At 59.4% G+C, this 21309-nt stretch carries 22 protein-coding genes; 12 read left to right on the top strand and 10 right to left on the bottom strand.

Annotation, left to right across the window (positions count from 1 at the left end):
- Positions 1–59: 59 nt before the first annotated feature.
- Positions 60–1430 (top strand): glutamate--cysteine ligase, encoded by a 1371-nt coding sequence (locus QQL78_RS12580; protein WP_284373919.1) that lies wholly within the window; start codon positions 60–62, stop codon positions 1428–1430.
- Positions 1431–1478: 48 nt separating this feature from the next.
- Here QQL78_RS12580 and QQL78_RS12575 read toward each other — a convergent pair whose 3' ends face one another.
- From QQL78_RS12575 to QQL78_RS12550, 6 genes are all read right to left on the bottom strand, one after another.
- Positions 1479–2102, bottom strand: a complete 624-nt coding sequence (locus QQL78_RS12575; RefSeq protein ID WP_284373918.1) for a LysE family translocator — start codon at positions 2100–2102, stop codon at positions 1479–1481.
- A 40-nt stretch (positions 2103–2142) separates the two neighbouring features.
- Positions 2143–2751, bottom strand: coding sequence for a glycerol-3-phosphate 1-O-acyltransferase PlsY (gene plsY / locus QQL78_RS12570; RefSeq protein WP_284373917.1), 609 nt, complete (start codon positions 2749–2751; stop codon positions 2143–2145).
- On the bottom strand, positions 2751–4031 hold the full coding sequence (pyrC, locus tag QQL78_RS12565; RefSeq protein WP_284373916.1) for a dihydroorotase: 1281 nt from the start codon (positions 4029–4031) through the stop codon (positions 2751–2753). The genes plsY and pyrC overlap by 1 nt, the downstream gene beginning before the upstream one ends.
- Before the next feature lie 115 nt (positions 4032–4146).
- Entirely contained in the window at positions 4147–4587 is a 441-nt protein-coding gene (locus QQL78_RS12560) for a hypothetical protein (RefSeq protein WP_284373915.1), read from the bottom strand.
- Positions 4588–4698: 111 nt separating this feature from the next.
- Entirely contained in the window at positions 4699–5226 is a 528-nt protein-coding gene (locus tag QQL78_RS12555; RefSeq protein WP_284373914.1) for a hypothetical protein, read from the bottom strand.
- Between the two features lie 5 nt (positions 5227–5231).
- The gene (locus QQL78_RS12550) at positions 5232–6194 is read right to left on the bottom strand and encodes an aspartate carbamoyltransferase catalytic subunit (protein ID WP_284373912.1); all 963 of its coding nucleotides are present in this window, start codon (positions 6192–6194) and stop codon (positions 5232–5234) included.
- A 104-nt stretch (positions 6195–6298) separates the two neighbouring features.
- Here QQL78_RS12550 and QQL78_RS12545 point away from each other — a divergent pair, with 104 nt between their 5' ends.
- The 5 genes from QQL78_RS12545 to QQL78_RS12525 all read left to right on the top strand — a co-directional run bounded on the left by QQL78_RS12545 (position 6299) and on the right by QQL78_RS12525 (position 13193).
- On the top strand, positions 6299–7069 hold the full coding sequence (locus QQL78_RS12545) for a uracil-DNA glycosylase (protein WP_284373911.1): 771 nt from the start codon (positions 6299–6301) through the stop codon (positions 7067–7069).
- Positions 7062–7685: a LysE family translocator gene (locus QQL78_RS12540; RefSeq protein WP_284373909.1), complete on the top strand. Its 624-nt coding sequence runs from the start codon at positions 7062–7064 to the stop codon at positions 7683–7685. The genes QQL78_RS12545 and QQL78_RS12540 overlap by 8 nt, the downstream gene beginning before the upstream one ends.
- Positions 7682–8224, top strand: a complete 543-nt coding sequence (gene moaB / locus QQL78_RS12535; RefSeq protein ID WP_284373907.1) for a molybdenum cofactor biosynthesis protein B — start codon at positions 7682–7684, stop codon at positions 8222–8224. Before QQL78_RS12540 ends, moaB begins: the two co-directional genes overlap by 4 nt.
- Positions 8225–8339: 115 nt before the next feature.
- Positions 8340–9788 carry an efflux RND transporter periplasmic adaptor subunit gene (locus QQL78_RS12530; protein WP_284373905.1) on the top strand — a complete coding sequence of 483 codons (1449 nt, stop codon included), beginning with the start codon at positions 8340–8342 and terminating at the stop codon, positions 9786–9788.
- 15 nt (positions 9789–9803) lie between these two features.
- Positions 9804–13193, top strand: a complete 3390-nt coding sequence (locus QQL78_RS12525; RefSeq protein ID WP_284373904.1) for an efflux RND transporter permease subunit — start codon at positions 9804–9806, stop codon at positions 13191–13193.
- A gap of 127 nt (positions 13194–13320) precedes the next feature.
- Here the strand turns inward: QQL78_RS12525 and QQL78_RS12520 are convergent, their stop codons facing one another.
- Positions 13321–14130 carry a protein-disulfide reductase DsbD domain-containing protein gene (locus QQL78_RS12520; protein ID WP_284373902.1) on the bottom strand — a complete coding sequence of 270 codons (810 nt, stop codon included), beginning with the start codon at positions 14128–14130 and terminating at the stop codon, positions 13321–13323.
- Positions 14131–14256: 126 nt separating this feature from the next.
- Here QQL78_RS12520 and QQL78_RS12515 point away from each other — a divergent pair, with 126 nt between their 5' ends.
- Positions 14257–14844: a YqgE/AlgH family protein gene (locus tag QQL78_RS12515; RefSeq protein ID WP_284373900.1), complete on the top strand. Its 588-nt coding sequence runs from the start codon at positions 14257–14259 to the stop codon at positions 14842–14844.
- Positions 14845–14949: 105 nt separating this feature from the next.
- Here QQL78_RS12515 and QQL78_RS12510 read toward each other — a convergent pair whose 3' ends face one another.
- The gene (locus QQL78_RS12510; RefSeq protein ID WP_284373898.1) at positions 14950–15891 is read right to left on the bottom strand and encodes an L-threonylcarbamoyladenylate synthase; all 942 of its coding nucleotides are present in this window, start codon (positions 15889–15891) and stop codon (positions 14950–14952) included.
- Between the two features lie 130 nt (positions 15892–16021).
- Here QQL78_RS12510 and QQL78_RS12505 point away from each other — a divergent pair, with 130 nt between their 5' ends.
- From QQL78_RS12505 to QQL78_RS12485, 5 genes are all read left to right on the top strand, one after another.
- A complete protein-coding gene (locus QQL78_RS12505; protein ID WP_284373897.1) occupies positions 16022–17734 on the top strand; it encodes an acyl-CoA dehydrogenase in 1713 nt (570 codons plus the stop codon).
- A complete protein-coding gene (locus QQL78_RS12500; RefSeq protein ID WP_284373895.1) occupies positions 17734–18786 on the top strand; it encodes an MBL fold metallo-hydrolase in 1053 nt (350 codons plus the stop codon). Before QQL78_RS12505 ends, QQL78_RS12500 begins: the two co-directional genes overlap by 1 nt.
- A gap of 6 nt (positions 18787–18792) precedes the next feature.
- Positions 18793–19266: a DUF6173 family protein gene (locus tag QQL78_RS12495; protein WP_284373893.1), complete on the top strand. Its 474-nt coding sequence runs from the start codon at positions 18793–18795 to the stop codon at positions 19264–19266.
- A gap of 90 nt (positions 19267–19356) precedes the next feature.
- On the top strand, positions 19357–19491 hold the full coding sequence (locus QQL78_RS12490; RefSeq protein WP_284373891.1) for an aa3-type cytochrome c oxidase subunit IV: 135 nt from the start codon (positions 19357–19359) through the stop codon (positions 19489–19491).
- Positions 19492–19648: 157 nt separating this feature from the next.
- Positions 19649–20254, top strand: a complete 606-nt coding sequence (locus QQL78_RS12485) for a hypothetical protein (RefSeq protein ID WP_284373889.1) — start codon at positions 19649–19651, stop codon at positions 20252–20254.
- Here the strand turns inward: QQL78_RS12485 and QQL78_RS12480 are convergent.
- Positions 20243–20569, bottom strand: coding sequence for an AzlD domain-containing protein (locus QQL78_RS12480; protein WP_284373887.1), 327 nt, complete (start codon positions 20567–20569; stop codon positions 20243–20245). The genes QQL78_RS12485 and QQL78_RS12480 overlap by 12 nt on opposite strands.
- On the bottom strand, positions 20562–21281 hold the full coding sequence (locus tag QQL78_RS12475) for an AzlC family ABC transporter permease (protein ID WP_284373885.1): 720 nt from the start codon (positions 21279–21281) through the stop codon (positions 20562–20564). The genes QQL78_RS12480 and QQL78_RS12475 overlap by 8 nt, the downstream gene beginning before the upstream one ends.
- Positions 21282–21309: the final 28 nt, after the last annotated feature.

The raw sequence follows: 21309 nt of genomic DNA, 5'->3' as shown, positions 1-21309 counted from the left end.
CCCTTGTCAAATCCGACCATCCCTTTCCCCTAATTCCAACCAATTTCGGAGCCTTCCCCATGTCTATTCCACAATCCGGCGGAGGCCCGATCGAGCGTCACGAACAGCTGGCTGAATATCTGGCTGAGGGGTGCAAGCCCAAGGCGGACTGGCGCATCGGGACCGAGCACGAAAAATTCGGCTACTGCAAAGATACTTTGAAACCACTGCCTTATGAGGGGGAACGCTCCATTCGCGTGATGCTGGAAGGGCTGCGCGACCGCCATAACTGGGCACCGGTTGAAGAGGGCGGCAAGCTGATCGGGCTTGAAAAAGACGGGGCTAATGTTTCGCTTGAGCCGGGCGGCCAGCTGGAATTGTCAGGGGCCCCTGTCGAGACGATTCACGAGACCTGCGACGAGGTGAACACACATCTGCGCGAGGTGCAGGACGTGGCGGATGAGATTGGTGCGGGCTGGATCGGCCTTGGGGCGGCGCCCAACTGGACCCACGAACAAATGGATCTGATGCCCAAGGGGCGTTACAAACTGATGAACGACTATATGGGGCGGGTTGGCTCCATGGGGCGGGTGATGATGCGGCGGACCTGTACGGTTCAGGTCAATCTGGACTTTGGGTCAGAGGCCGACATGGTCCAGAAAATGCGCGTTGCGATTGCGTTGCAATCTGTGGCCACCGCACTGTTTGCCAACTCACCGTTTTTCGAAGGCAAGCCGAACGGCTATAAATCCCTGCGTTCGATGGTCTGGCGCAATCTGGACAATGCCCGCACCGGCACGCTGCCTTTCGTGTTCGAAGAGGGCTTCGGGTTTGAGCGCTGGGTGCAATACGCGCTCGATGTGCCGATGTATTTTGTCTATCGCGACGGCAAATATATTGACGCGCTGGGCATGTCGTTCCGTGACTTCATGCAGGGAAAATTGCCAGCGCTTCCCGGCGAAATGCCAACTCTCAGCGATTGGGCGGACCATCTGACCACCGCCTTCCCTGAAGCGCGTGCGAAAAAGTTCATTGAAATGCGCGGCGCAGATGGCGGCCCCTGGCGGCGGCTCTGTGCCCTGCCAGCATTCTGGGTTGGGTTGATGTATGATCAGGATGCGCTGGATGGCGCATGGGATCTGGTGAAAAACTGGACACCGGCACAGCATGACGCGCTGCGCACAGCTGCGTCGGTTGACGGGTTGCAGGCCAAGGTGACGGGCATCAACATGCATGACATCGCGCGCGAAACCCTTGCCCTGTCTGAGGCCGGGTTGAAAGCCCGAGCCAGGTCCGGTGCCGGTGGCATGGTCCCCGATGAAACCCATTTCCTGAACGCGCTGAAGGAAAGTGTCGAAAGCGGCAAGGTGCCTGCTGATGAGCTGTTGGAAGATTACCACGGCAAATGGCAGGGCGACATTAACCGGATTTACGCTGAATACAGCTATTGAGATAACTTCGGGTAGGGCCAGTGGCGTTTCTGCCGCGGTGCCTGCCCGTCAGTCGACCTTGGCCGTCAGTACCTTGAAGGCAATTGCGCCGAATGAGAGTGCAAAGAACCCCTCGAACCAGCGTTTCGCACCGGCATAGGCGGCAGCCATCGGTTTGGACGAGAAGATCAGCGCATAGAGGTGGAACATGATGGTGCTCTGCACGCCAACCGCTAGTATGACGGTGACCAAGGCGCTTGGCTCGGTTCCGGGCGGGATGCCAATCGCATAAAGTGCGCCGAAAAACAGCACAGCCTTGGGGTTGGTCAGATGCAGGGCCAGCCCCTTGGTATAGGCGCGGCGTGGGGTGCTTGGGGCCATGTCGCGGGCGATTAGTTTGCTGCCCATCCAAGCAGAGCGGGCAGATTTGAACGCCAGCCATGCCAGGTATCCTGCACCGACATAGCGGATGATTTCAAACACCCAAACGTTTGCGGCCATCACCGCGCCCAAGCCAAAGGCAGCAGCGACGGACCAGATGAACGACCCTGTGGTCACACCTGATGCAAGGGCCAGCCCGCTGCGCCGTCCCGATGCCATCGACGTGCCTGCAATGGCGAGGGTTGCGGGGCCGGGGCTGCCCGCCGCAAGGAAGGCAGCGAACAGGATGACGGGCAGGTTTATGTCGGTCATGCAGCGTGTCCTGATACCAATGGGGCGTCGGTCGAAACAGTCACTTCTTCTGGCCGATTTTGGGTTCGGTGCCGGCTTTGATCCGTTGGATATTGGCGTGGTGGCGTACATAGAGCAGCACGGTCAGGGCGATGCCCAGTATCAGCATATGGCCAAAGTTCAGGATCACCATCAGCATTGTCGACACCGAGGCCGCGGCAAGTGCGCCCATGGAGGAAACCCGTGTTGCGGCAACCGCTACCAGCCATGCCAGACAACAGCCGATCCCAACCGGCCAGGCCAGCGCCAGCATGATGCCAAGAAATGTCGCAACCCCTTTGCCACCGTTGAACTTTAGCCAAACCGGAAAACAATGTCCCAGCATTGCAGCAAGGGCGGCAAGCTGTGCGGCGGCTTCGCCTGCGAGGGCACGGGCCAACAGAACCACAACCGCCCCTTTGGCCGCATCAAACAGCAAGGTCAGCGCGGCGGCTTTCTTGTTGCCGGTGCGCAGAACATTTGTGGCCCCGATGTTGCCAGAGCCGATGTCGCGCAGGTTGCCCAACCCCATGACGCGGGCCAGCACCATGCCAAAGGGGATCGACCCGGCAAGATAGCCCAACAGGGCCCAGAGGATCAGCACAACAGGAGAAGAATCAATTGGCGGCATCAGGGGCCCTCAAATACGCAGGTTCCAGAAACATAGGTTCTGATCACCTTACCCTGCATCCGCATGCCGTCAAACGGCGTGTTGCGCGATTTTGACCGCAGTGTTGCACGGTCCATGACAAAGGGTGCATTGGCGTCAAACAACACAAGATCCGCAGGCGCACCTGCGGTCAGGCGGCCACCGGGCAGACCCAACCGTTTGGCGGGGTTGAACGACAAGGCCCGCCACAGTTTCGGCAGATCAATCAGATCCGCATGCACCAGACGCAGCGCGGCAGGCAGCAGGGTTTCAAGTCCGACCGCACCAGAGGCGGCCTCTTCAAACGGCAGGCGTTTGGACTCTTCGTCCTGCGGCGTGTGCATAGAACAAATGATATCAATCAACCCGCTGGCTACGGCTTCGGCCACGGCGATCCTGTCATCCTCATCCCGCAATGGGGGTTTGAGTTTAAAGAAGGTTCGATAATCCGCCACATCCAGCGCGTTCAGCGTCAGATGGTGGATGCCGACACCCGCAGTGACGTCCAGCCCGTTGGCCTTGGCGCGGGCCAGCGCGGGCAGGGCGCGGGCGGTGGTGATCTGGTCGGCGTGGTATTTCGCGCCAGTCATTTCGATCAGGGCGATGTCGCGGTCCAGCCCCATACGTTCGGCCATGGGTGACACGGCAGGTAGCCCGCGCAGGGAGGCGAACTTGCCTGACGTTGCGGCGGCACCGGCGCTTAGGGTTGGTTCCTGTGGATGGGCAATCACCAGTGCGCCAAGGCTGCGGGCATAGGTTAGCGCGCGGGCAAAAACCTTGGTGTTGCTGACCACATGGTCGCAATCGGTAAAGGCGGCGGCACCGGCGTCCATCAGGAATCCGATTTCGGTCATTTCTGCACCGGCCCGCCCCTTGGTCAGGGCGGCCATGGGCACGACATGCACGGGAGCCGCTTCATTGGCACGGCGGGTGACGAACTCAAGCACCTCGGGGCTGTCGATGGCAGGGGTGGTGTCGGGGCGCGTGATCATCGTGGTGACCCCGCCAGCGGCGGCGGCCAGCCCAGCAGAGCGGTAGCTTTCCTTGTGCCGCTCGCCGGGTTCGCAGACTTTGACCCCCATGTCGACGATACCCGGTGCAAGGTATTTCCCCTGGCAGTCCACGACCTCCTCCCCGGCAGGCAAGAGGGGGGTATCGGTGCTGATCTGCGTGATCTTACCTTCCGCGATGCTAAGAGTACCGGTGATGATGTTCCCTGCTTCCGGGTCGATCAGCTTGGCATTGATGAAATGCAGCGTCATGGCGGGCCTTTGGTCTGGATCTGGTTGTGGTCTCTTGCCTGAAAACTGCCCTTAAACCAAGGGGGGTTAGGCGTGGGCGCGATTAATCCTGCATCCGGGCAGGGGGACAGGGATGTCAGGGGCGACGTGGGCCACGGGCGGCTTCGATCTGTTCGGCGGTGGCTTTGGCATAGGGCAGATAGCGCATCAGCATGCGTTGTCCCGAGGTCAGTTTGATCAGCACACGGGTGCCGAATTGCACCTTTGCACTGACGATCTCGGAAAGCGGGATATGGGCGCGCCCGTCTGGCCCGTCATAGATCAGCTGTCCGTCGCTGATCTGCCACAGGTCGCCGCGCAGGCTGCGCCATCGCATCAGGTCTTCGATCACAAATACCAAGGTAAGTGTCCCGGCACCAAGAATAATCGCGGTCCGGGGCAGGGCGAAATAGACCGAAAACGCCATGGCCACGGCCACAAGCCCAAGAAAGGTCAGCGCGGCACTGAAGGCGACACGGCGCAAGAAAACCCGTCGCGACGGGGTCCAGCTGATCCCGTCTGCTGTCAGGCGATCCACAGCATCATACCAACAATGCCAAAGGCCACGAGCAGGGCAATTGTTGCGATCCGGCCGGACATCTTGGGGTCTTTCGGGTCTTCCATCGGGATTTCCTTTTGCGGTGAGGGGTCAGGCAAAAGCCCACCATAGAATGACAGCGGCAAGCAGGATCAAGGCTCCTACAGCCCGCGATTTGTTGCGGCGTATGTCGGGGGCCTGGGCTGCGGGGCCGGATGCACCGGTATAAGGCCGTGCCGATTGTGCGGCCATATCCGATTGCGGGTTTTGCGAGGGTGTTTGCCTATAGGTGCCAATCAGAGTCAGCGCCGGGTGAGGTGTCAGCGTCATCGCCTTGCCGGCAAAAGCCAGTGAGTGGACCAACATGACCCAGCCATCCAGTGCTGCCAGTTTGGCCGCATCGCGTTTCAGGTCGGTTTCCGGCACATCTGTGCCATCGCGCAGATAGCCGGCCAGCCCGATTTCGCCCAAATCGGACAGGGGAAAAACCTCCACCCCGTCCGGGTTCAGACCCGAGGCCCCGAGGAGCGTCAGTTGTGCCTCTGTGTCGCCTTGCAAAGTTTGCGCATCCGCAGTGGGCATCGACAGGGAAAACACCCGTGTTGTGCCGATTTCGCCGGTTTGGATGTCGACGGGCATCGCCGCTACACCGCTTCCAGCGCGCGGGTGCGCAGGTTGCGTGCCAGCAGGTCCATCGCCGCCATGCGCACAGCGACGCCCATTTCGACCTGATCCTGAATAACGCTGCGGTTAATGTCATCCGCCAGGGTGCCGTCAATCTCAACCCCGCGGTTCATCGGGCCGGGGTGCATGACAATGGCGTCTGGTTTGGCGTGGGCCAGCTTGTCCGCGTCCAGACCATAGCGGTGATAATATTCGCGCTCTGACGGGATGAATCCGCCGTCCATCCGTTCCTTTTGCAGGCGCAGCATCATCACCACATCGACGTCTTTCAGCCCCTCGGCCATATCGTCAAACACCTCGACACCGAAGTCTGCAATGCCTGAAGGCATCAAGGTAGGTGGGCCGATCAGGCGGATGCGGTTTTCCATCTTGCCCAGCAACATGATGTTAGAGCGCGCCACGCGCGAATGGGCAATGTCCCCGCAAATGGCAATCGACAGCCGGTGCAAACGCCCCTTGGCACGACGGATGGTCAAGGCGTCCAGCAAGGCTTGCGTGGGGTGTTCATGACGCCCGTCACCTGCGTTCAACACCGCGCAGTTCACCTTTTGCGCCAGCAGATCCACAGCCCCTGATTGCGGATGGCGCACAACCAGCAGATCAGGGTGCATCGCGTTCAGTGTCATGGCGGTATCAATCAGGGTCTCGCCCTTTTTGATCGAAGAGGCCTGCATTGCCATGTTCATGACATCCGCCCCAAGGCGTTTGCCGGCGATTTCAAAGCTGGCCTGTGTGCGGGTAGAGTTTTCGAAAAACATGTTGATCTGGGTCAGCCCGGCCAAAGCGTCGGTATGTTTTAGCGGCTGGCGATTCAGATCGGCATAGGTGTCAGCCAGATCAAGGATTGCGGTGATATCGCTCTGGGACAGATGTTCGATGCCCAGCAGATGTTTATGCGTGAAGGACGACGGCGCAGGGGACATGGGGACACCTTTGGTTTTGCTCGCCCCCTTATAGGGCGCGGGCAGGTGTCGCGGCAAGGCGATCAGGGATTTTGATTGCTGCTGAGGCGGCGTAAGCTGCGGGTATGGAATCAGCGAGCTTTCACCATGAACACGCACTGCTGGAATGGCAGATCGAACTTGGCGCAACCGAGGCGATTTCGGATGTGCCGGTCAATCGCTATGACGTGCCTGCCGTGGTGGAAAAGCCCAAGGTGGCAGAGGTGCCGGCGGGTGGTTTTGTCCCGATGGCCAAGGAGGATCCAGTTGCCTTGGCCGAACAGGCGGCCAAAACGGCCAGCACGCTTGAGGAGCTGCGCGCAGCGATGGCAGCCTTTGATCATTGTGATTTGAAGAAAGGCGCCCGCAATCTGGTGTTTTCTGATGGTACACCGGGTGCCCGCGTGATGCTGGTGGGCGAGGCACCGGGGCGCGATGAAGACCGCGAGGGCAGGCCGTTTGTCGGGAAGGCGGGGCAGTTGCTCGATAAGATGTTGGCGGCGATCCAGATGGGGCGCAACCATGCTGAGGCACCGGTCTATATCACCAATGTCTTGCCATGGCGTCCGCCGCAGAACCGCGATCCGAAACCGCATGAAATCGCGATGATGAAACCTTTCCTGCTGCGCCATATCGAATTGGCAGCGCCTCAGGTATTGGTCCTTGTGGGCAATTGGTCCTGCCAGACCTTATTGGGCAAACGCGGCATAACCCGGTTGCGCGGACAATGGACGCAAGTGGCGGGCCTGCCTGCCTTGCCGATGTTTCATCCGGCCTATCTCCTGCGCTCGCCCGAGTTCAAACGTGAGGCCTGGGCGGATTTGTTAAGCCTTAAGAAAAAGGTGCAGGATGGTTGATCCTCTTACATTGCTGGCCTTTGTGCCTGCGGCATTGGCGCTGAATCTGACGCCGGGGCCGGATATGATGTTTTGTCTGGGGCAGGGGCTACGCGCAGGGCCACGCGCCGCTTTTGCCGCCAGTGGAGGTGTCGCGGCTGGCGGCATGGTGCATGTGGCCTTGGCGGGGCTAGGTCTGGGCGCGGTGATTGCCGCGCATCCTTGGGCGTTTGACGTGATCCGCTGGATTGGGGTGGCCTATCTGGTTTACCTTGCGATTGGCGCGTTTCGTCCTGTCCCTCCTGCTGGACCAACCGGGCCGGGGCTGTCAGTGGCGCGGGCTTTTGGCACCGGGTTTGTGATCAACCTGACCAACCCCAAGGTGATTCTGTTTGTGCTGGCCTTTGTGCCGCAATTTATCCGCCCTGAAGCCGGCAATGTGCTGGGCCAGTTTATGATTTGCGGCGCGGTGATCGGCATTGGCGGTTTTTTCATCAACGGGGCAGTGGGCGCATTTGCGGGCCGGTTTGGCCGTGCCCTTGCGACTGGCGGGCGTTCGGCCCGTATAACAGGATGGATCAGCGGCAGTATCTTTCTGGGCCTTGCCGCCCGACTTGCAGTATTGGAACGTACATGAGCCGTATTGACGAAACCGCCGAATTTATCGCGGTGCGCATTGCGCTGCTGACCGTGTCAGACAGTCGCGACCTGTCGCAAGACCGCTCTGGCGATGTGTTGCGCGACCGGATCGAGGCGGTGGGGCATGTGGTTGCCGAACGGCATATCCTGCCCGATGAACGCGCCCTGATCGCGGACCAACTGCGCGCCTGGTGTACGGATGACGCGATTGACGTGATCATTTCTACAGGTGGCACCGGGTTGACCGGGCGGGATGTGACGGTTGAGGCGCATCGTGACGTTTATGAAAAAGAGATCGATGCCTTCGGCACTGTCTTCACAATCGTATCCATGCAAAAGATCGGGACATCGGCGGTACAAAGCCGCGCAACCGGAGGGGTGGCAAATGGGACCTATCTGTTCGCCCTGCCCGGATCGCCGGGGGCCTGCAAGGATGCCTGGGACGAGATTTTGGTGAAGCAGCTGGATTACCGGCACCGGCCCTGTAACTTTGTTGAGATCATGCCACGTCTGGACGAACATAAACGGCGCAAATAAATTTGATTTTCCCGCGACGGAAACCTCTGCGACAACCGTTGAACAAGATGTAACTTGGTATTTCTCGCGCGACCATTAGGGTAACGTCAGGAAAAACCCATTGGATCGGACGGGTATGCGTTTTTTACGTCAAAGTATGATTGGCCTCTTTCTGGCGGCCTGCACGATAGGGCTGCTGGTTTTCGCCGCAACACTGGTGGGCGGGGCCGTCAAGGAACGGATGGCCGAGGATCCCAAGGCCCCCCCCGCGAGAGAACGCGTTTTTGCGGTGAATGTGGTTACGGCGGAAACCGAAGATGTCGTGCCGGTGCTGGAGACTTTCGGCGAGGTGCAAAGCCGCCGTCTTTTGGAACTGCGTGCCGCGGGGGGCGGGCGTGTGGTCGAACTGGCCGAGGATTTTGAGGATGGCGGCGTTGTTACTGCCGGACAGGTGCTGGTGCGTCTGGATCCGGCGGATGCGCAATCGGCCGTAGATCGTGCACAAAGCGACGTCGAAGATGCGCTGGCAGAGGGGCGCGATGCGGCACGGTCCCTGGAACTGGCCGGGGCAGAGTTGGAAGCAACCCAATTGCAGGCCGATCTGCGTACCCGCGCATTTGAACGTCAGCAAGGCCTGGCGGAACGCGGTGTTGGCACAGCGGCAACCACCGAGGGGGCAGAGCTTGCTGCTGCCGCTGCGCAGCAATCGGTTGTGTCGCGCCGACAGGCGGTAGCGCAGGGCGAGGCGCGGCTGGATCAGGCCAAAACGCGACTGGCGCGCGCGCAGATCGCTTTGGCTGAGGCAGAGCGCCGATTGGAAGACACTACTTTGACGGCACCGTTTGACGGCACACTTTCTGCAACCGATGTGGTTGTGGGCCGACGAGTTTCTGCAAATGAACGGCTGGCCGAATTGATTGATCCTGAGGATCTGGAAGTCTCGTTTCGCCTGTCCACGGCACAATACGCACGACTGCTGGATGAAAACGCAAAGTTGGTGCGCGCGGAAATGGTCGCTTTACTTGATATCACGGGTGTCGACATCGAAGCCAAGGGGCGGATCAGCCGGGCCAGCGCCGCAGCCGGTGAAGGGGCGACGGGGCGTTTGATCTTTGCCGCGCTCAGCGATGCAGGTGGTTTCAAGCCCGGCGATTTCGTGACCGTCCAGGTGCAGGAACCCCTGTTGGAAAACGTGACCCGTCTGCCTGCCTCTGCGGTGGATGCGCGAGGTGAACTGCTGGTGCTGGATGAAGAAAACCGGCTGGAGGCGGTTCAGGTCGAAGTGCTGCGCCGTCAGGGCGATGATGTTCTGGTGCGTGGTCCGATTCTGGGCAGGCAGGTGGTTGAGGCCCGATCGCCGCTCTTGGGTGCTGGTATTGCGGTCAAGCCGGTGACACGTGGTGCCCCGCCAGAGGCCCCTGAAATGCTGGAGTTGTCCGAGGAACGCCGCGCCAAGCTGGTGGCCTTTGTCGAGGCCAACCAGCGTATGCCAAAGGAAGCCAAGGCCCGTGTGCTGGCCCGATTGGCAGAACCAACCGTGCCGGCGCAAATGGTTGCACGGATCGAAAGCCGGATGGGAGGCTGACCGTTGGCGCGTAAAATGCCAGCCTCCGCGGGGGGCATCCTTTCATATTTCGTACGTCACCGGACGGCGGCCAATCTGTTGCTGGTGGTCCTTCTGGTTGCCGGTGCAATCGCGGCCCCGAATATGCGGGCCCAGTTTTTCCCCGATGTCATCGTTGATAATGTCACTGTTTCAACAGTTTGGCAGGGTGCCGGGGCCGAAGATGTCGATGCAGGGATCGTGCAGATATTGGAACCGGTCCTTTTGGCCATTGAAGGCGTTGAAGGCTCCAACAGTACCTCGCGGGAAGGGTCGGGCACAATTGCGCTGGATTTTGAACCGGGTTGGGATATGGCGCGTGCGGCAGCTGATGTACAAACGGCGGTTGATTTGGTCACCACCCTGCCGGAAGAGGCGGAAGAGCCCAACGTGCGCCGCGGTGCATGGCGTGACAGGGTTACCGATGTGGTGATCACCGGGCCAGTGGCCACGGAACAACTGGGCCGCTTCGCTGATGAATTTGTGACACGGCTGTTTGCGGAGGGCGTGACGCGGACCACGATTCAAGGGGTGGCCGCCCCGCAGACCCTGATTGAAGTGCCTTCGGCGCAACTGATCGCCTATGACGTCACCATGGCCGAGATCGCTGCGGCCATCGCCGCCGAAGTGGACGCCGATCCTGCGGGTGATGTGAGTGGCGCAAATGCTCGCGTCCGTACTGGCACCGCTAAACGCACTGCACGCGAGATTGCCGGGATTGTCCTGCGTTCCAACCCTGATGGGTCAAAGTTGACGGTGGGGGATGTGGCACTGGTCTTTGAGGAAGGTGTTGATCGTGAACGGCAGTTCTTTGTCGGCCAGAATCCGGCGATGTCGGTACGGGTGGACCGCTCTGATCGGGGGGATGCAATTGGCATTCAGGAAGACGTGGAACGGGTCGCGACAGAGCTGCGGGCCAACCTGCCGGCGACCGTTTCCGTTCAATTGATCCGTACAAGATCCGAGGCGATCAAGGGACGGTTGGATCTGCTGATCGACAACGGGTTGATGGGGCTGGGGCTTGTGGTCGGCCTGCTGTTTTTATTCCTCAATGCCCGCACAGCTTTCTGGGTGGCCGCTGGTATTCCCGTGGCAATGGGGGCGGCAATTGCGCTGATGTATCTGGGCGGGCTGACGATCAATATGATCTCCCTATTCGGGCTGATCATCACGCTGGGCATTGTGGTGGATGATGCAATTGTGGTGGGGGAACATACCGATCATCGCTTTCGTACCTTGGGTGAACCACCAATGGTGGCGGCGGAAAAAGCCGCACAGCGCATGTCGATGCCGGTGTTTGCAGCGACTCTGACCACAATCATTGCATTTTTCGGGCTGGTCGCCGTGGGGGGACGGTTTGGTGATTTGATCCGCGATATACCGTTTACCGTGATTGCGGTGCTGGCCGCCTCATTGGTTGAATGTTTCCTGATCCTGCCCAACCATATGGCCCACGCAGTGGCGGCGGCGGATAAGGAACATTGGTATGACATGCCCAGCCGTGTGGTGAATCGCGGTTTTGTCTGGCTGCGCGAAACCCTGTTCCGACCGTTTATGGCGGGGGTGATCCGCGCGCGCTATGTGGTGCTGGCTGGGGTTATTGCCGTTCTGGCGTCACAGGTGGCGCTGTTCATCAAAGGGGACGTGCAATGGCGGTTCTTCAACGCACCAGAGCGTGGCTCTGTCACCGGTAACTTCATGATGACCGAAGGGGCAACCCGCGCCGATACACTGGCGATGATGCGCGAAATGCAACGCGCCACCGAGGCGTTAGGGGCGGAATATGCCGAACGATATGGCCGGAACCCACTGGATTATGTGATTGCGCAGATTGGTGGCAACGGCGGGCGTGGGTTGGCCGGGGCCGATACCAAGGACAATGATCTGTTAGGCGGCATTTCAATCGAGCTGATCGATGCGGATCTGCGACCCTATTCCAGTTTTGCCTTTGTTGCCGAGTTGCAGGATGCGGTGGTCAATCATCCAATGGCCGAGACGGTCAGCTTTCGCGGCTGGCGCTCTGGTCCCGGTGGCGATGCGCTGGATGTCCAGTTTTACGGGGCGGATACGGATAGGCTGAAAGCGGCTTCTGCCGCCTTGCAGGATGCCCTGCGCCAGTATCCCGAGGTCAGCGCGGTCGAGGATAACCTCGCCTATGACAAAGAGGAGCTGATCCTTGATCTGACACCACAGGGGCAGGCGCTGGGCTTTACCATTGACAGTTTAGGACGTGACCTGCGCCATCGGTTGGGCGGGATTGAGGCGGCAACGTATCCAGACGGGCCGCGTTCCGCGACGATCCGCGTTGAATTGCCCAAGGGAGAGCTGACCGCAGATTTTCTGGACCGTACGCAGATGCGCACACCTGCGGGCTTATATGTGCCGCTGGCCGATATCGTAAGTGTCGAACGGCGCACCGGGTTTTCGACCGTACGGCGCGAGAATGGCATCCGCCTGATTTCGGTGACGGGTGATATTTCTGAGGATGATGCGGCGCGGGCCAGTGCGATCCAGGAGGCGCTGGAGGTCGAGATCCTGCCGCGCATCGCCTCTGAACTGCAGGTGGAATACCGTCTGGCCGGGTTAAGCGAGCAGGAGGGTGACTTTTTGCAGGATGCAATGACCGGTCTGATCCTATGCCTGACAGGCATCTATCTGGTGTTGGCATGGGTGTTTGGCAGTTGGACCCGACCGATGGTGGTTATGGCGATTATTCCGTTTGGATTGGTTGGCACGATCTATGGGCACCACCTGTGGGAGGTCCCGCTGAGCATGTTCACGGTTGTTGGGTTGCTGGGCATGACGGGGATTATCATCAATGATTCCATTGTCTTGGTGACCACCATTGATGAATACGCGGAAACGCGCGGGTTGATTCCGTCGATCATTGACGGGGCGACGGACCGGTTGCGCCCTGTGATGTTGACCACATTGACAACTGTGTTGGGCATGGCCCCCTTGCTGTATGAGCAAAGCCAGCAGGCGCAGTTCCTGAAACCCACGGTGATTACTCTGGTTTACGGGTTGGGTTTTGGCATGATCCTTGTGCTGCTGGTGGTGCCGGCATTGGTTGCAGCACAGCATGATGTCACGCGCCAGATTAGGGCGTTGCGGCGGGGCATGCGGGCACCGGTCCATACGCTGAGGCTGGGGTTGTTGGCGCTTTGGGCGCTGATACTGGCCTGGGGCGCGGTAACGCTGGGCTGGGCGGCGTGGTTTGGCACGGTGCATCCTGCGGTCGCTACATTTGTACCGGCGGTAGAGGCCGTGTCGCCCGGGATGGCGGGGCTCCTGCTGTTCATTCTGGGGGCCGCTCTGCTGGCACTTATGGGTTATCTGCTTGCCGGGCTTGCCTTTGTGATGCGCCGCAACGCCCGCATTGGCTAGCATCAGCTCCGACTCATTCCAAGGCTGCGAGGTGCAAGGGTTTGGCCGGGCTCCACGCGAACTGCGACACATCATGGAAAGGATCAGCCAAACCATCCCTCGAAGCGTAAGGGATCAGGCCCCTGAATTATCCCGCCGAGCAGCCGCGAATATCAACCGCGTGCTTTGTGCCCAGCACGGTGATGCGAATGGCAGAGCGGTCCAGCGCCAGTGGGGATCCGTCACCCGCCATGATCTCGCCCTGTGCAAGCAATGTGCCGCCTTTGCGTGTGACTTGGATTTCGCTTGACCACAGACCAGGCTGGCCTGCCTCGATGATGACAACTTCGTCACCGCCGGTTGATGGCAGCTTCATGCGGGCCTCTATCCGCAAACCGTCTTTGGTCGGGCTAAGGGCACAGGTTGCGCTTTTGACCCCTGCCTCTTTCGCGGAATAGGGGCGCGCGGCAAGTGCGGCAGCGATCATCGGGGTGGGTTTTGCGCTGTTGTCTTCCAGCATGGCGGTCAATGACATGCGGTGCGGCACGCAGATGTCTTTGCACACACCGATCTCCAGATCTGCATGCAGTGACATGGGTTCGCCTCTGCGTTTCGGTGCGAGGGTCAGGGGCAGGATCACATCACCGGAATAGCCGATGGTGCGCATGCCAGAGGTCAGAAATACCTCGGGTGCAGGCCAGGTGATGCCGACGCCACGCAGGTTGCCAGAGCCAGCCCAGTCAAAATGCGGTGGAATGCCCGCGTCACCGGGGCTGCGCCAATAGGTTTTCCAACCGGGGGAGAGTTTCAGCCGCACGGCCGCGATACGGGTGCCGTCAGCCTGTTGCCACCCGGTCAGAATTTCGCCGGTTACAGGCGCGGCAAAGCTATCTCCTGCCGCCAGAGGCAGCGCCGATGCGCAGGTCAGGAGAAAGGCGGAAAGGCAACGTATGATCATCCATCCTAGATGGGCCAATTGCCCTTCACTGCCAAGTCACGATTGCATCAGCGATGTTTCGTCATTTTACAGCAGATGCAGCTAAACCACTTGTCGGGCGCTGCGCGCGCGGGCATTCTTGGTGTCATGTCCCATACGCCCCTTCAGTCCGACGCGCCACTGGCCCTCACGGGTAAACTGCTGATTTCGATGCCGGGAATGGGCGATCCGCGTTTTGCCCATTCGGTGGTTTTCCTGTCGTCTCATGGCGAAGAAGGCGCGATGGGGTTGATCGTGAACAAACCGGCACAGGGGGTGAGCCTGTCAGATGTGCTGGACCAACTTTCACGCGACATGGCCCCGGCCAAGAAACAACTGGGGGTGCATTTTGGCGGCCCGGTTGAGACCGGACGTGGTTTTGTGCTGCACTCGGATGAATACCGTTCACCATTGCATACGCTGAGGGTCGAGGGCGGGTTTGGCATGACGGCAACCCTGGATGTGCTTGAGGATATCGCGCGAGGCAAGGGGCCGGATAAGGCCCTGTTGATGCTGGGGTATTCCGGTTGGGGACCGGGGCAGCTGGAAAACGAACTGGCGCAGAATGGTTGGCTGACTGCGGATGCAACGCCCGAAATTGTGTTTGATCTGAAGGACAGCGAGAAATGGGAAGCGGCGCTGGGATCGCTTGGGATTGATCCGCTGGTGCTATCCGCCACAGCAGGGCGGGCGTGACCTATAACGCTTCGCGAAAAACGTGAATCACCCAACGCTGCCTGAAAATCATGAATTTCAACGCGTTGCGGGATGCTCCGTCTATCAGTTATTCGTCAAAATGCTTTAACGCGGTGCGGCCGCGCGGCGCAGGCGATCATTGATGGCCTGCCCAAGGCCGTGATCCGGGATTGGAGCAACCGCAATGGGGCGGGCCTTGGCATCAAGCTGGTGCAGATGGTCAAACAGATTTGCCGCGGCTTCGGTCAGATCGCCGCTGGCGGAGAGGTTTAGATCACAGGTCATCTTGCCAAACCCCAAAAACAGCTCGTTTTCTTGCGCTTTGGATGCGTTTAGACGGACTGTTCCTGCGGGGGCGTAATGTGAACTTAGCTGACCGGGGGCAGTGATGTCATCGCCATTGGACAGTGCCAAAGGCTGACCAAGGGCCGCCTCGATTGCCTCGCGCGGCAGGCCACCTGCGCGCAGCAGGGTTGGTTGCGCCTTGTTCAGCCCCACAATGGTGCTTTCCAGCCCGACCGCGCAGGGGCCATCATCCAGCACTGCGGCGATTTTGCCAGATAACCCAGCGATGACGTGATCTGCGGTGGTGGGCGAAATCCGTCCTGACGGGTTGGCAGAGGGTGCCGCAACCGGACCATCGAAAGCGGTAAGCAGGTCTTGCGCAGTGGTATGGGCCGGAACGCGCAAGGCCACGGTGTCCAGCCCTGCGGTGACAAGTTTGGACAGCCCGTGCCCGTCTTTCAGCGGCAGGACCAAGGTCAGCGGGCCGGGCCAGAACGCAGTGGCCAGCACCTCGGCGGTATCGGACCAATGCACATAGGTCTGCGCCATTTCTGTGCGCGCCAGATGCACAATCAGCGGGTTGAAACTGGGTCGGCCCTTGGCGGCAAATACCTGTGCCACTGCGGTACCATTGCGCGCATCCGCGCCCAGCCCATAGACCGTTTCCGTGGGGAAGGACACCAAATGACCCGCCGCCAACAGGGCTGAAGCCTTGGCGATTCCGGCTGTATCTGCGGTTAGTCTAGCTGTTCCAAGGTCCATTGGTGCCCCTTTGACGCGGCGTTTAGGTTGCGGTAGGGCGTCGCTGCATTCCATGCTGAAAGCCGTGATTGCCTTTAGCAGGGCTGTGACTGACGTGCCAGCCACACCGATATTTTCAGGAGACCTTCCTATGCCATACCGCGCCGCTGTAACAGACTATCGCTTTATGATCGACAACCTGCTGGATGTGGATGCCCTGCGCCAGACCACGCGATTCGAAGAAGCAACTGCAGATGTAACGGTGGCAATTCTGGAAGAGGCAGGCAAGCTTTGTGACGAGGTGCTGGCCCCGCTGCAACGCAATGGCGATCTGCACCCTGCGCAGCTAGAGAACGGTGTTGTGCGCACCTCCCCCGGTTTTGTCGAAGGGTTCAAGGCCATCGCGGAAGGTGGCTGGATCGGCATGGCAGCGGATCCAGAGCACGGCGGCATGGGGCTGCCGATGATCCTGACCTCGGCGGTGAACGAGATGATGAGCGGCGCGTGTATTTCGCTGCAACTGGCCCCGTTGATGTCGCAGGGCCAGATCGAGGCGCTGGAACACCATGGTTCCGATGCGATCAAGGAACTGTATCTGCCCAAGCTGATTTCCGGCGAATGGACCGGCACAATGAACCTGACGGAACCGCAGGCCGGATCGGATGTGGGCGCGTTGAAGTCGAAAGCGGTGGACAATGGGGACGGCACCTATGCGGTGTCAGGGCAAAAGATTTTCATCAGCTGGGGTGATCATGACGTTGCTGAAAACGTCTGCCATCTGGTCCTGGCCCGCTTGCCAGGCGCGCCCGAGGGGACCAAAGGGATCAGCCTGTTTCTGGTGCCGAAGTTTATTCCAAATGACGATGGCACATTGGGCAAGCGCAACGGTGTCAGCGTGGTCAGCCTTGAGCACAAGCTGGGCCTGCATGGCTCCCCCACTGCGGTGATGCAATATGACAATGCCACCGGCTGGCTGGTTGGACCGGAACAGGGTGGCATGGCGGCGATGTTTACGATGATGAACAACGCGCGTCTGGGTGTCGGTGGACAGGGCATCGGTGTGGCCGAAGCCGCCTATCAACATGCGCTGTCCTATGCACTTGACCGCAAGCAGGGGCGCGCGGGGGCAGATGGCAAGGGCAGTATCGCGGATCACGCGGATGTACGCCGGATGCTGGCGGTGATGAAGGCGGATATCTTTGCCGCCCGCTCCATTGCGCTGAACTGCGCCTATGCGCTGGATATGGCCAATGCCACTGGTGATGCTGCGTGGCGGGCACGGGCGGCATTGCTGACACCCATCGCCAAAGCCTTTGGCACTGATACCGGCTGCGCTGTGGCGGATCTGGGGGTGCAGGTGCATGGTGGCATGGGCGTGATCGAGGAAACCGCCGCCGCGCAATTCAGCCGCGATGTACGGGTGACCACAATTTATGAAGGCACCAATGGCATTCAGGCGATGGACCTTGTTGCCCGCAAGATGATGGACGGTGGCGAGGCTGCGGGGCTGCTGCTGGACGAGATGGAAGAAGACATCGAAAGGGCGCGGCCCGATTTCCCCAATATGGCGGATGCCTGCTGGCAGGCATGTGAAAGCATGCGCGAGGCAACCGAGTGGCTGGTGGCGCAGGACAATATGAACAACCGTTTCGCCGGGGCTGTGCCCTATTTGCGGGCCTTTGCACGGGTGTTGGGCGCACAGCTGCACCTCAAGGCCGCGATGGCCGATAAAGGCGGACCGCGTGAAAAGCTTGCCCGGTTCTATATCCTGCGGATGCTGCCGGAACATGCCGGTTTGCTGACCCATGCGCAGGCGGGTGAGGCGGATTTGTTTGCAGTGACAACTGACGCACTGGCCTCCTGATGGCGGATGTTGCACCGGCAGGTCTGCGGTATCCCTTTGACACGCCACCGGCCCATGGCACGGAAGCGATCGAAGTTGCGCCTGGTGTCTTATGGCTGCGCATGCCGCTGCCGATGAAGCTGGATCACGTCAACATCTATGCTTTTGATGAAGGCGATAGCTGGACAATCATCGACACTGGGTTCGCCTCAAAGAAATCCAAGGAGATCTGGACCGAAGCGCTGGCCGGTCCGTTGGGTGGCAAGCCGGTCAGCCGTGTTGTGGTGACACACCACCATCCTGATCACATCGGGCTTGCCGGTTGGTTTCAGACGCAGCATGGGGCCGAACTGGTCACCACCCGTACCGCATGGCTGACTGCGCGGATGCTGACGCTGGACGAACAAGCGGTGTCGCCGGAAGAAACTTTGGCGTTTTACAAGCTTTCGGGGATGGACCCTGTGATGCTGGAAAAACGCCGTGCGGACCGGCCCTTTAACTTCTGCGATATCGTTAGCCCTTTGCCACTGGGCTTCACCCGGATCAAACAGGATGACTGCATCCAGATTGGCGGGCGCATGTGGGACGTCCACATGGGCAACGGCCACGCGCCCGAACATGCAACATTCTGGAGCAGGGACGACAATCTGGTGATCGCGGGGGATCAGATCCTGTCCTCGATCAGCCCCAATGTCGGGGTCTATCCAACGGAGCCGATGGCGGATCCGATTGGTGAGTGGCTGGAGGCTTGTGAGCGGCTGGCCCCGCTGGCGCGGGCGGATCATCTGGTGCTGGGCGGGCATAAACTGCCGTTCACCGGCCTGCCCAAGCGGATGGAACAGTTGATCGAGAACCACCATGGGGCGCTGGAACGGCTACTTGCATATATCGACACGCCGAAATCCGCATCACAGTGTTTTTCACCTTTGTTCAAAAGAAAGATAGGTGAGGCGGAATACGGCCTCGCCTTGGTTGAAGCGGTTGCGCATTTGAGCCACCTTTATCAAAGCGGCCTTGCCACGCGCGAATTGCGCGCGGAAGATGGGGCGTGGGTGTATCAAAGCAAAGGGTAATGCGCGATGGATGACCAGATCAAAACAGCGGCAGAAGCGGTGGAAAGTGACGCTTTGCCACGCTGCCACGAGGTACATGCAGATCCTGATCAACGCAAAGCCAGCGCAGAGAACTTGCCCAAATCGGTCAAGGAAGAACCCGTTGCGAAAAAGAGCCCGGCACAATGGGCCTATGAGCGCACGGTGCTCTATCTAAAGAACTTTGAAGAGCAGCTGGACAATGAACATGAGGTTGCCATGGGGTTTGTCGGTGGCGACGCAGGCGTGCTGCGTATTGAAGGGATGGGGTATTTTGATCCTGATATCGTGACATTTTACGGCACTGATCCTGCTGGCGGGCGGACCCAATTGGTGCAGCATGTCAGCCAGCTTAGCGTGATGTTGCGGGCCTTGCCCAAGGCGAAAGAGGGTGACGCCCCGAATCGCATTGGTTTCCGGCTGGTTGAGGATCTGGAAAAGTCGCAGGACAAGGTCAGCTGAAGCAGAAACAATTGAGGTGTTTTGACCGCGTGACAGGGACCTTGAAATAAGGTAACCACCGGCAAAACAAGTATCTTAAGGAACAAACTGATGGCCGAACATGAACATGGCTCAATGGATTACAGCGAACAGCAGAAGATGTTTGATGGATTCATGTCCTTTGTCACCAAGAGCGTTATCGCAATCATTGTGTTGCTGGTCCTGATGGCGATCTTCGCGACATAAGATTCCCGGTTCGAATCTGCGCTTTGGTTGTGCGGGCCGCCGTTTCGGCGGCGCGGCACCTTATCGGCGTAGCGTGTAAAGAGTTGACGGCGCGATTTGTCGCGCGCGGGGTGCCTATGGATTGGTTTCCCGTCGTATCAAAACAGGGAATTTTACTGTGAAACCTGTGTTTGCCAGTCTGGCACTTGTTGCCCTGCTTTCGGGATGTGCCGCGAATGTCGGTGGTGACAGCTCCTTTGAAGAGATTACTGCCGCATCCTATCGCGCCGGCGGGCCGCCGACGCTGACCCTGATCACTATGGTGAACAATCGAACTGGAAGCGGCGGGCATAGTTCCTTGTTGGTCAGCGGCTCAGAGCAGGTGATCTTTGATCCGGCTGGATCGTTTCGTGAGAACGGCGTGGTTGAACGTGGTGATGTGCTTTATGGGATGACGCCGGGATGGGTGAAGGCCTATAAATCCGCGCATGCCCGATCAACCTATCATGTGGTTTCTCAGGAGATTCCGGTGACTGCGGCACAGGCGGAGCAGGCGTTGCGTCTGGTTAAGTCCAATGGCAGTGTCCCCGGTGCATTTTGTGCCAGTGCAACTTCTGCCATTCTTGCCCAGATCGATGGGCTGCCGAAGGTGAAAAGCACGTTTTATCCGATCCAGTTGATGGCCCAGTTCGAGAATTTTCCGAATGTGACCACGACCAAATTGTTCGAGGACGACCCGGACGATTTGTCTGGTGCAGTGCGCGCTGCGGGCTCAACCCAGTAGATACAACATGCCGTAAAGGGTGACACCACCCGCCATCATGGCCCCCAAAACGTTTTTGGTGATCAACCCCACAGCCAGTGCCGCCGCCGCGGCGGCAAGGCGCGCGGGATCAGGTTCTCCCCCCGTTGCCGAGGGCCATAGCACCTGCGGGGCGACAAGTGCGGGCAGTACAGCCACTGCGGTATACCGCAGATGCCGTAGCAACCATGCGGGCATCTGACGATCGCCGACAAAACCGGTAAAGGCAAAGCGCAGCAGGAAACTGCCCACGCCCAGGCCGATGATCACAATCCACAAAGTGGTTTTATCAATCATTACCGGCCCCTTTCTGTGCAAGACGTTTCTCAAGCGCGGCACCGGCCAGCATGCCAGCAAGCCCGCCAATGATCACCCCCATGGAGTAGGGCACACCAGAGGCCAACAAGCTGACCACCACCGCAACAAAAGCGGCCAGAACATGGGGTAATGTGCGAAACATCGGGGCAATCATCGCTAGAAAAGTGATGGGAATCGCAAAATCGAGCGCCCAGCTGTCCGGCACCTGAGTGCCGACCAGAGCCCCGACAACGGTAAATATGTACCATAACGGTGCCACCGGCGTGACCGCGCCAAAGAAATAGGCAACCCGCTGGGGCACCGTCATCTGTGGGTTTTTTTCGAACTCGGAAATGGCGACCACATAAGATTGATCAACCGTCAGATAGGCGGCAAAGGCCCGCTGCCAGAGGGGGGCCGACCCGATGTAAGGGGTGAGGGAAGCCGAGTACATCGCCATCCGTAGATTCACGGCCAAGGCAGATGTCAGCACGATCACTGTCGGTGCTTCTTCTTGCAGCAATTGCAGGGCGGTAAACTGTGCGGCCCCGGCGATGACGACAAGCGAAAACACCAATGATTCCAAAACGCTTAGCCCGGCCTCGGTTGCGATCAGGCCAAACAAGGATGCAAAAGGAATGATCACCAGAATAAATGGTGCGCCGTCAGCGAGACCTTTTAAAAAGGCTGTTTTCACGGTGGTGGTGGTCATGCGAAGCCCCTAGGTTAACGCCATGCGT

This window comes from Sulfitobacter pacificus (assembly GCF_030159975.1).
GTDB classification, from domain to species: Bacteria; Pseudomonadota; Alphaproteobacteria; order Rhodobacterales; family Rhodobacteraceae; genus Sulfitobacter; species Sulfitobacter pacificus.
Note: the sequence above shows the minus strand (reverse complement) of the source record. Positions and strands in the feature narration are given on the sequence as shown.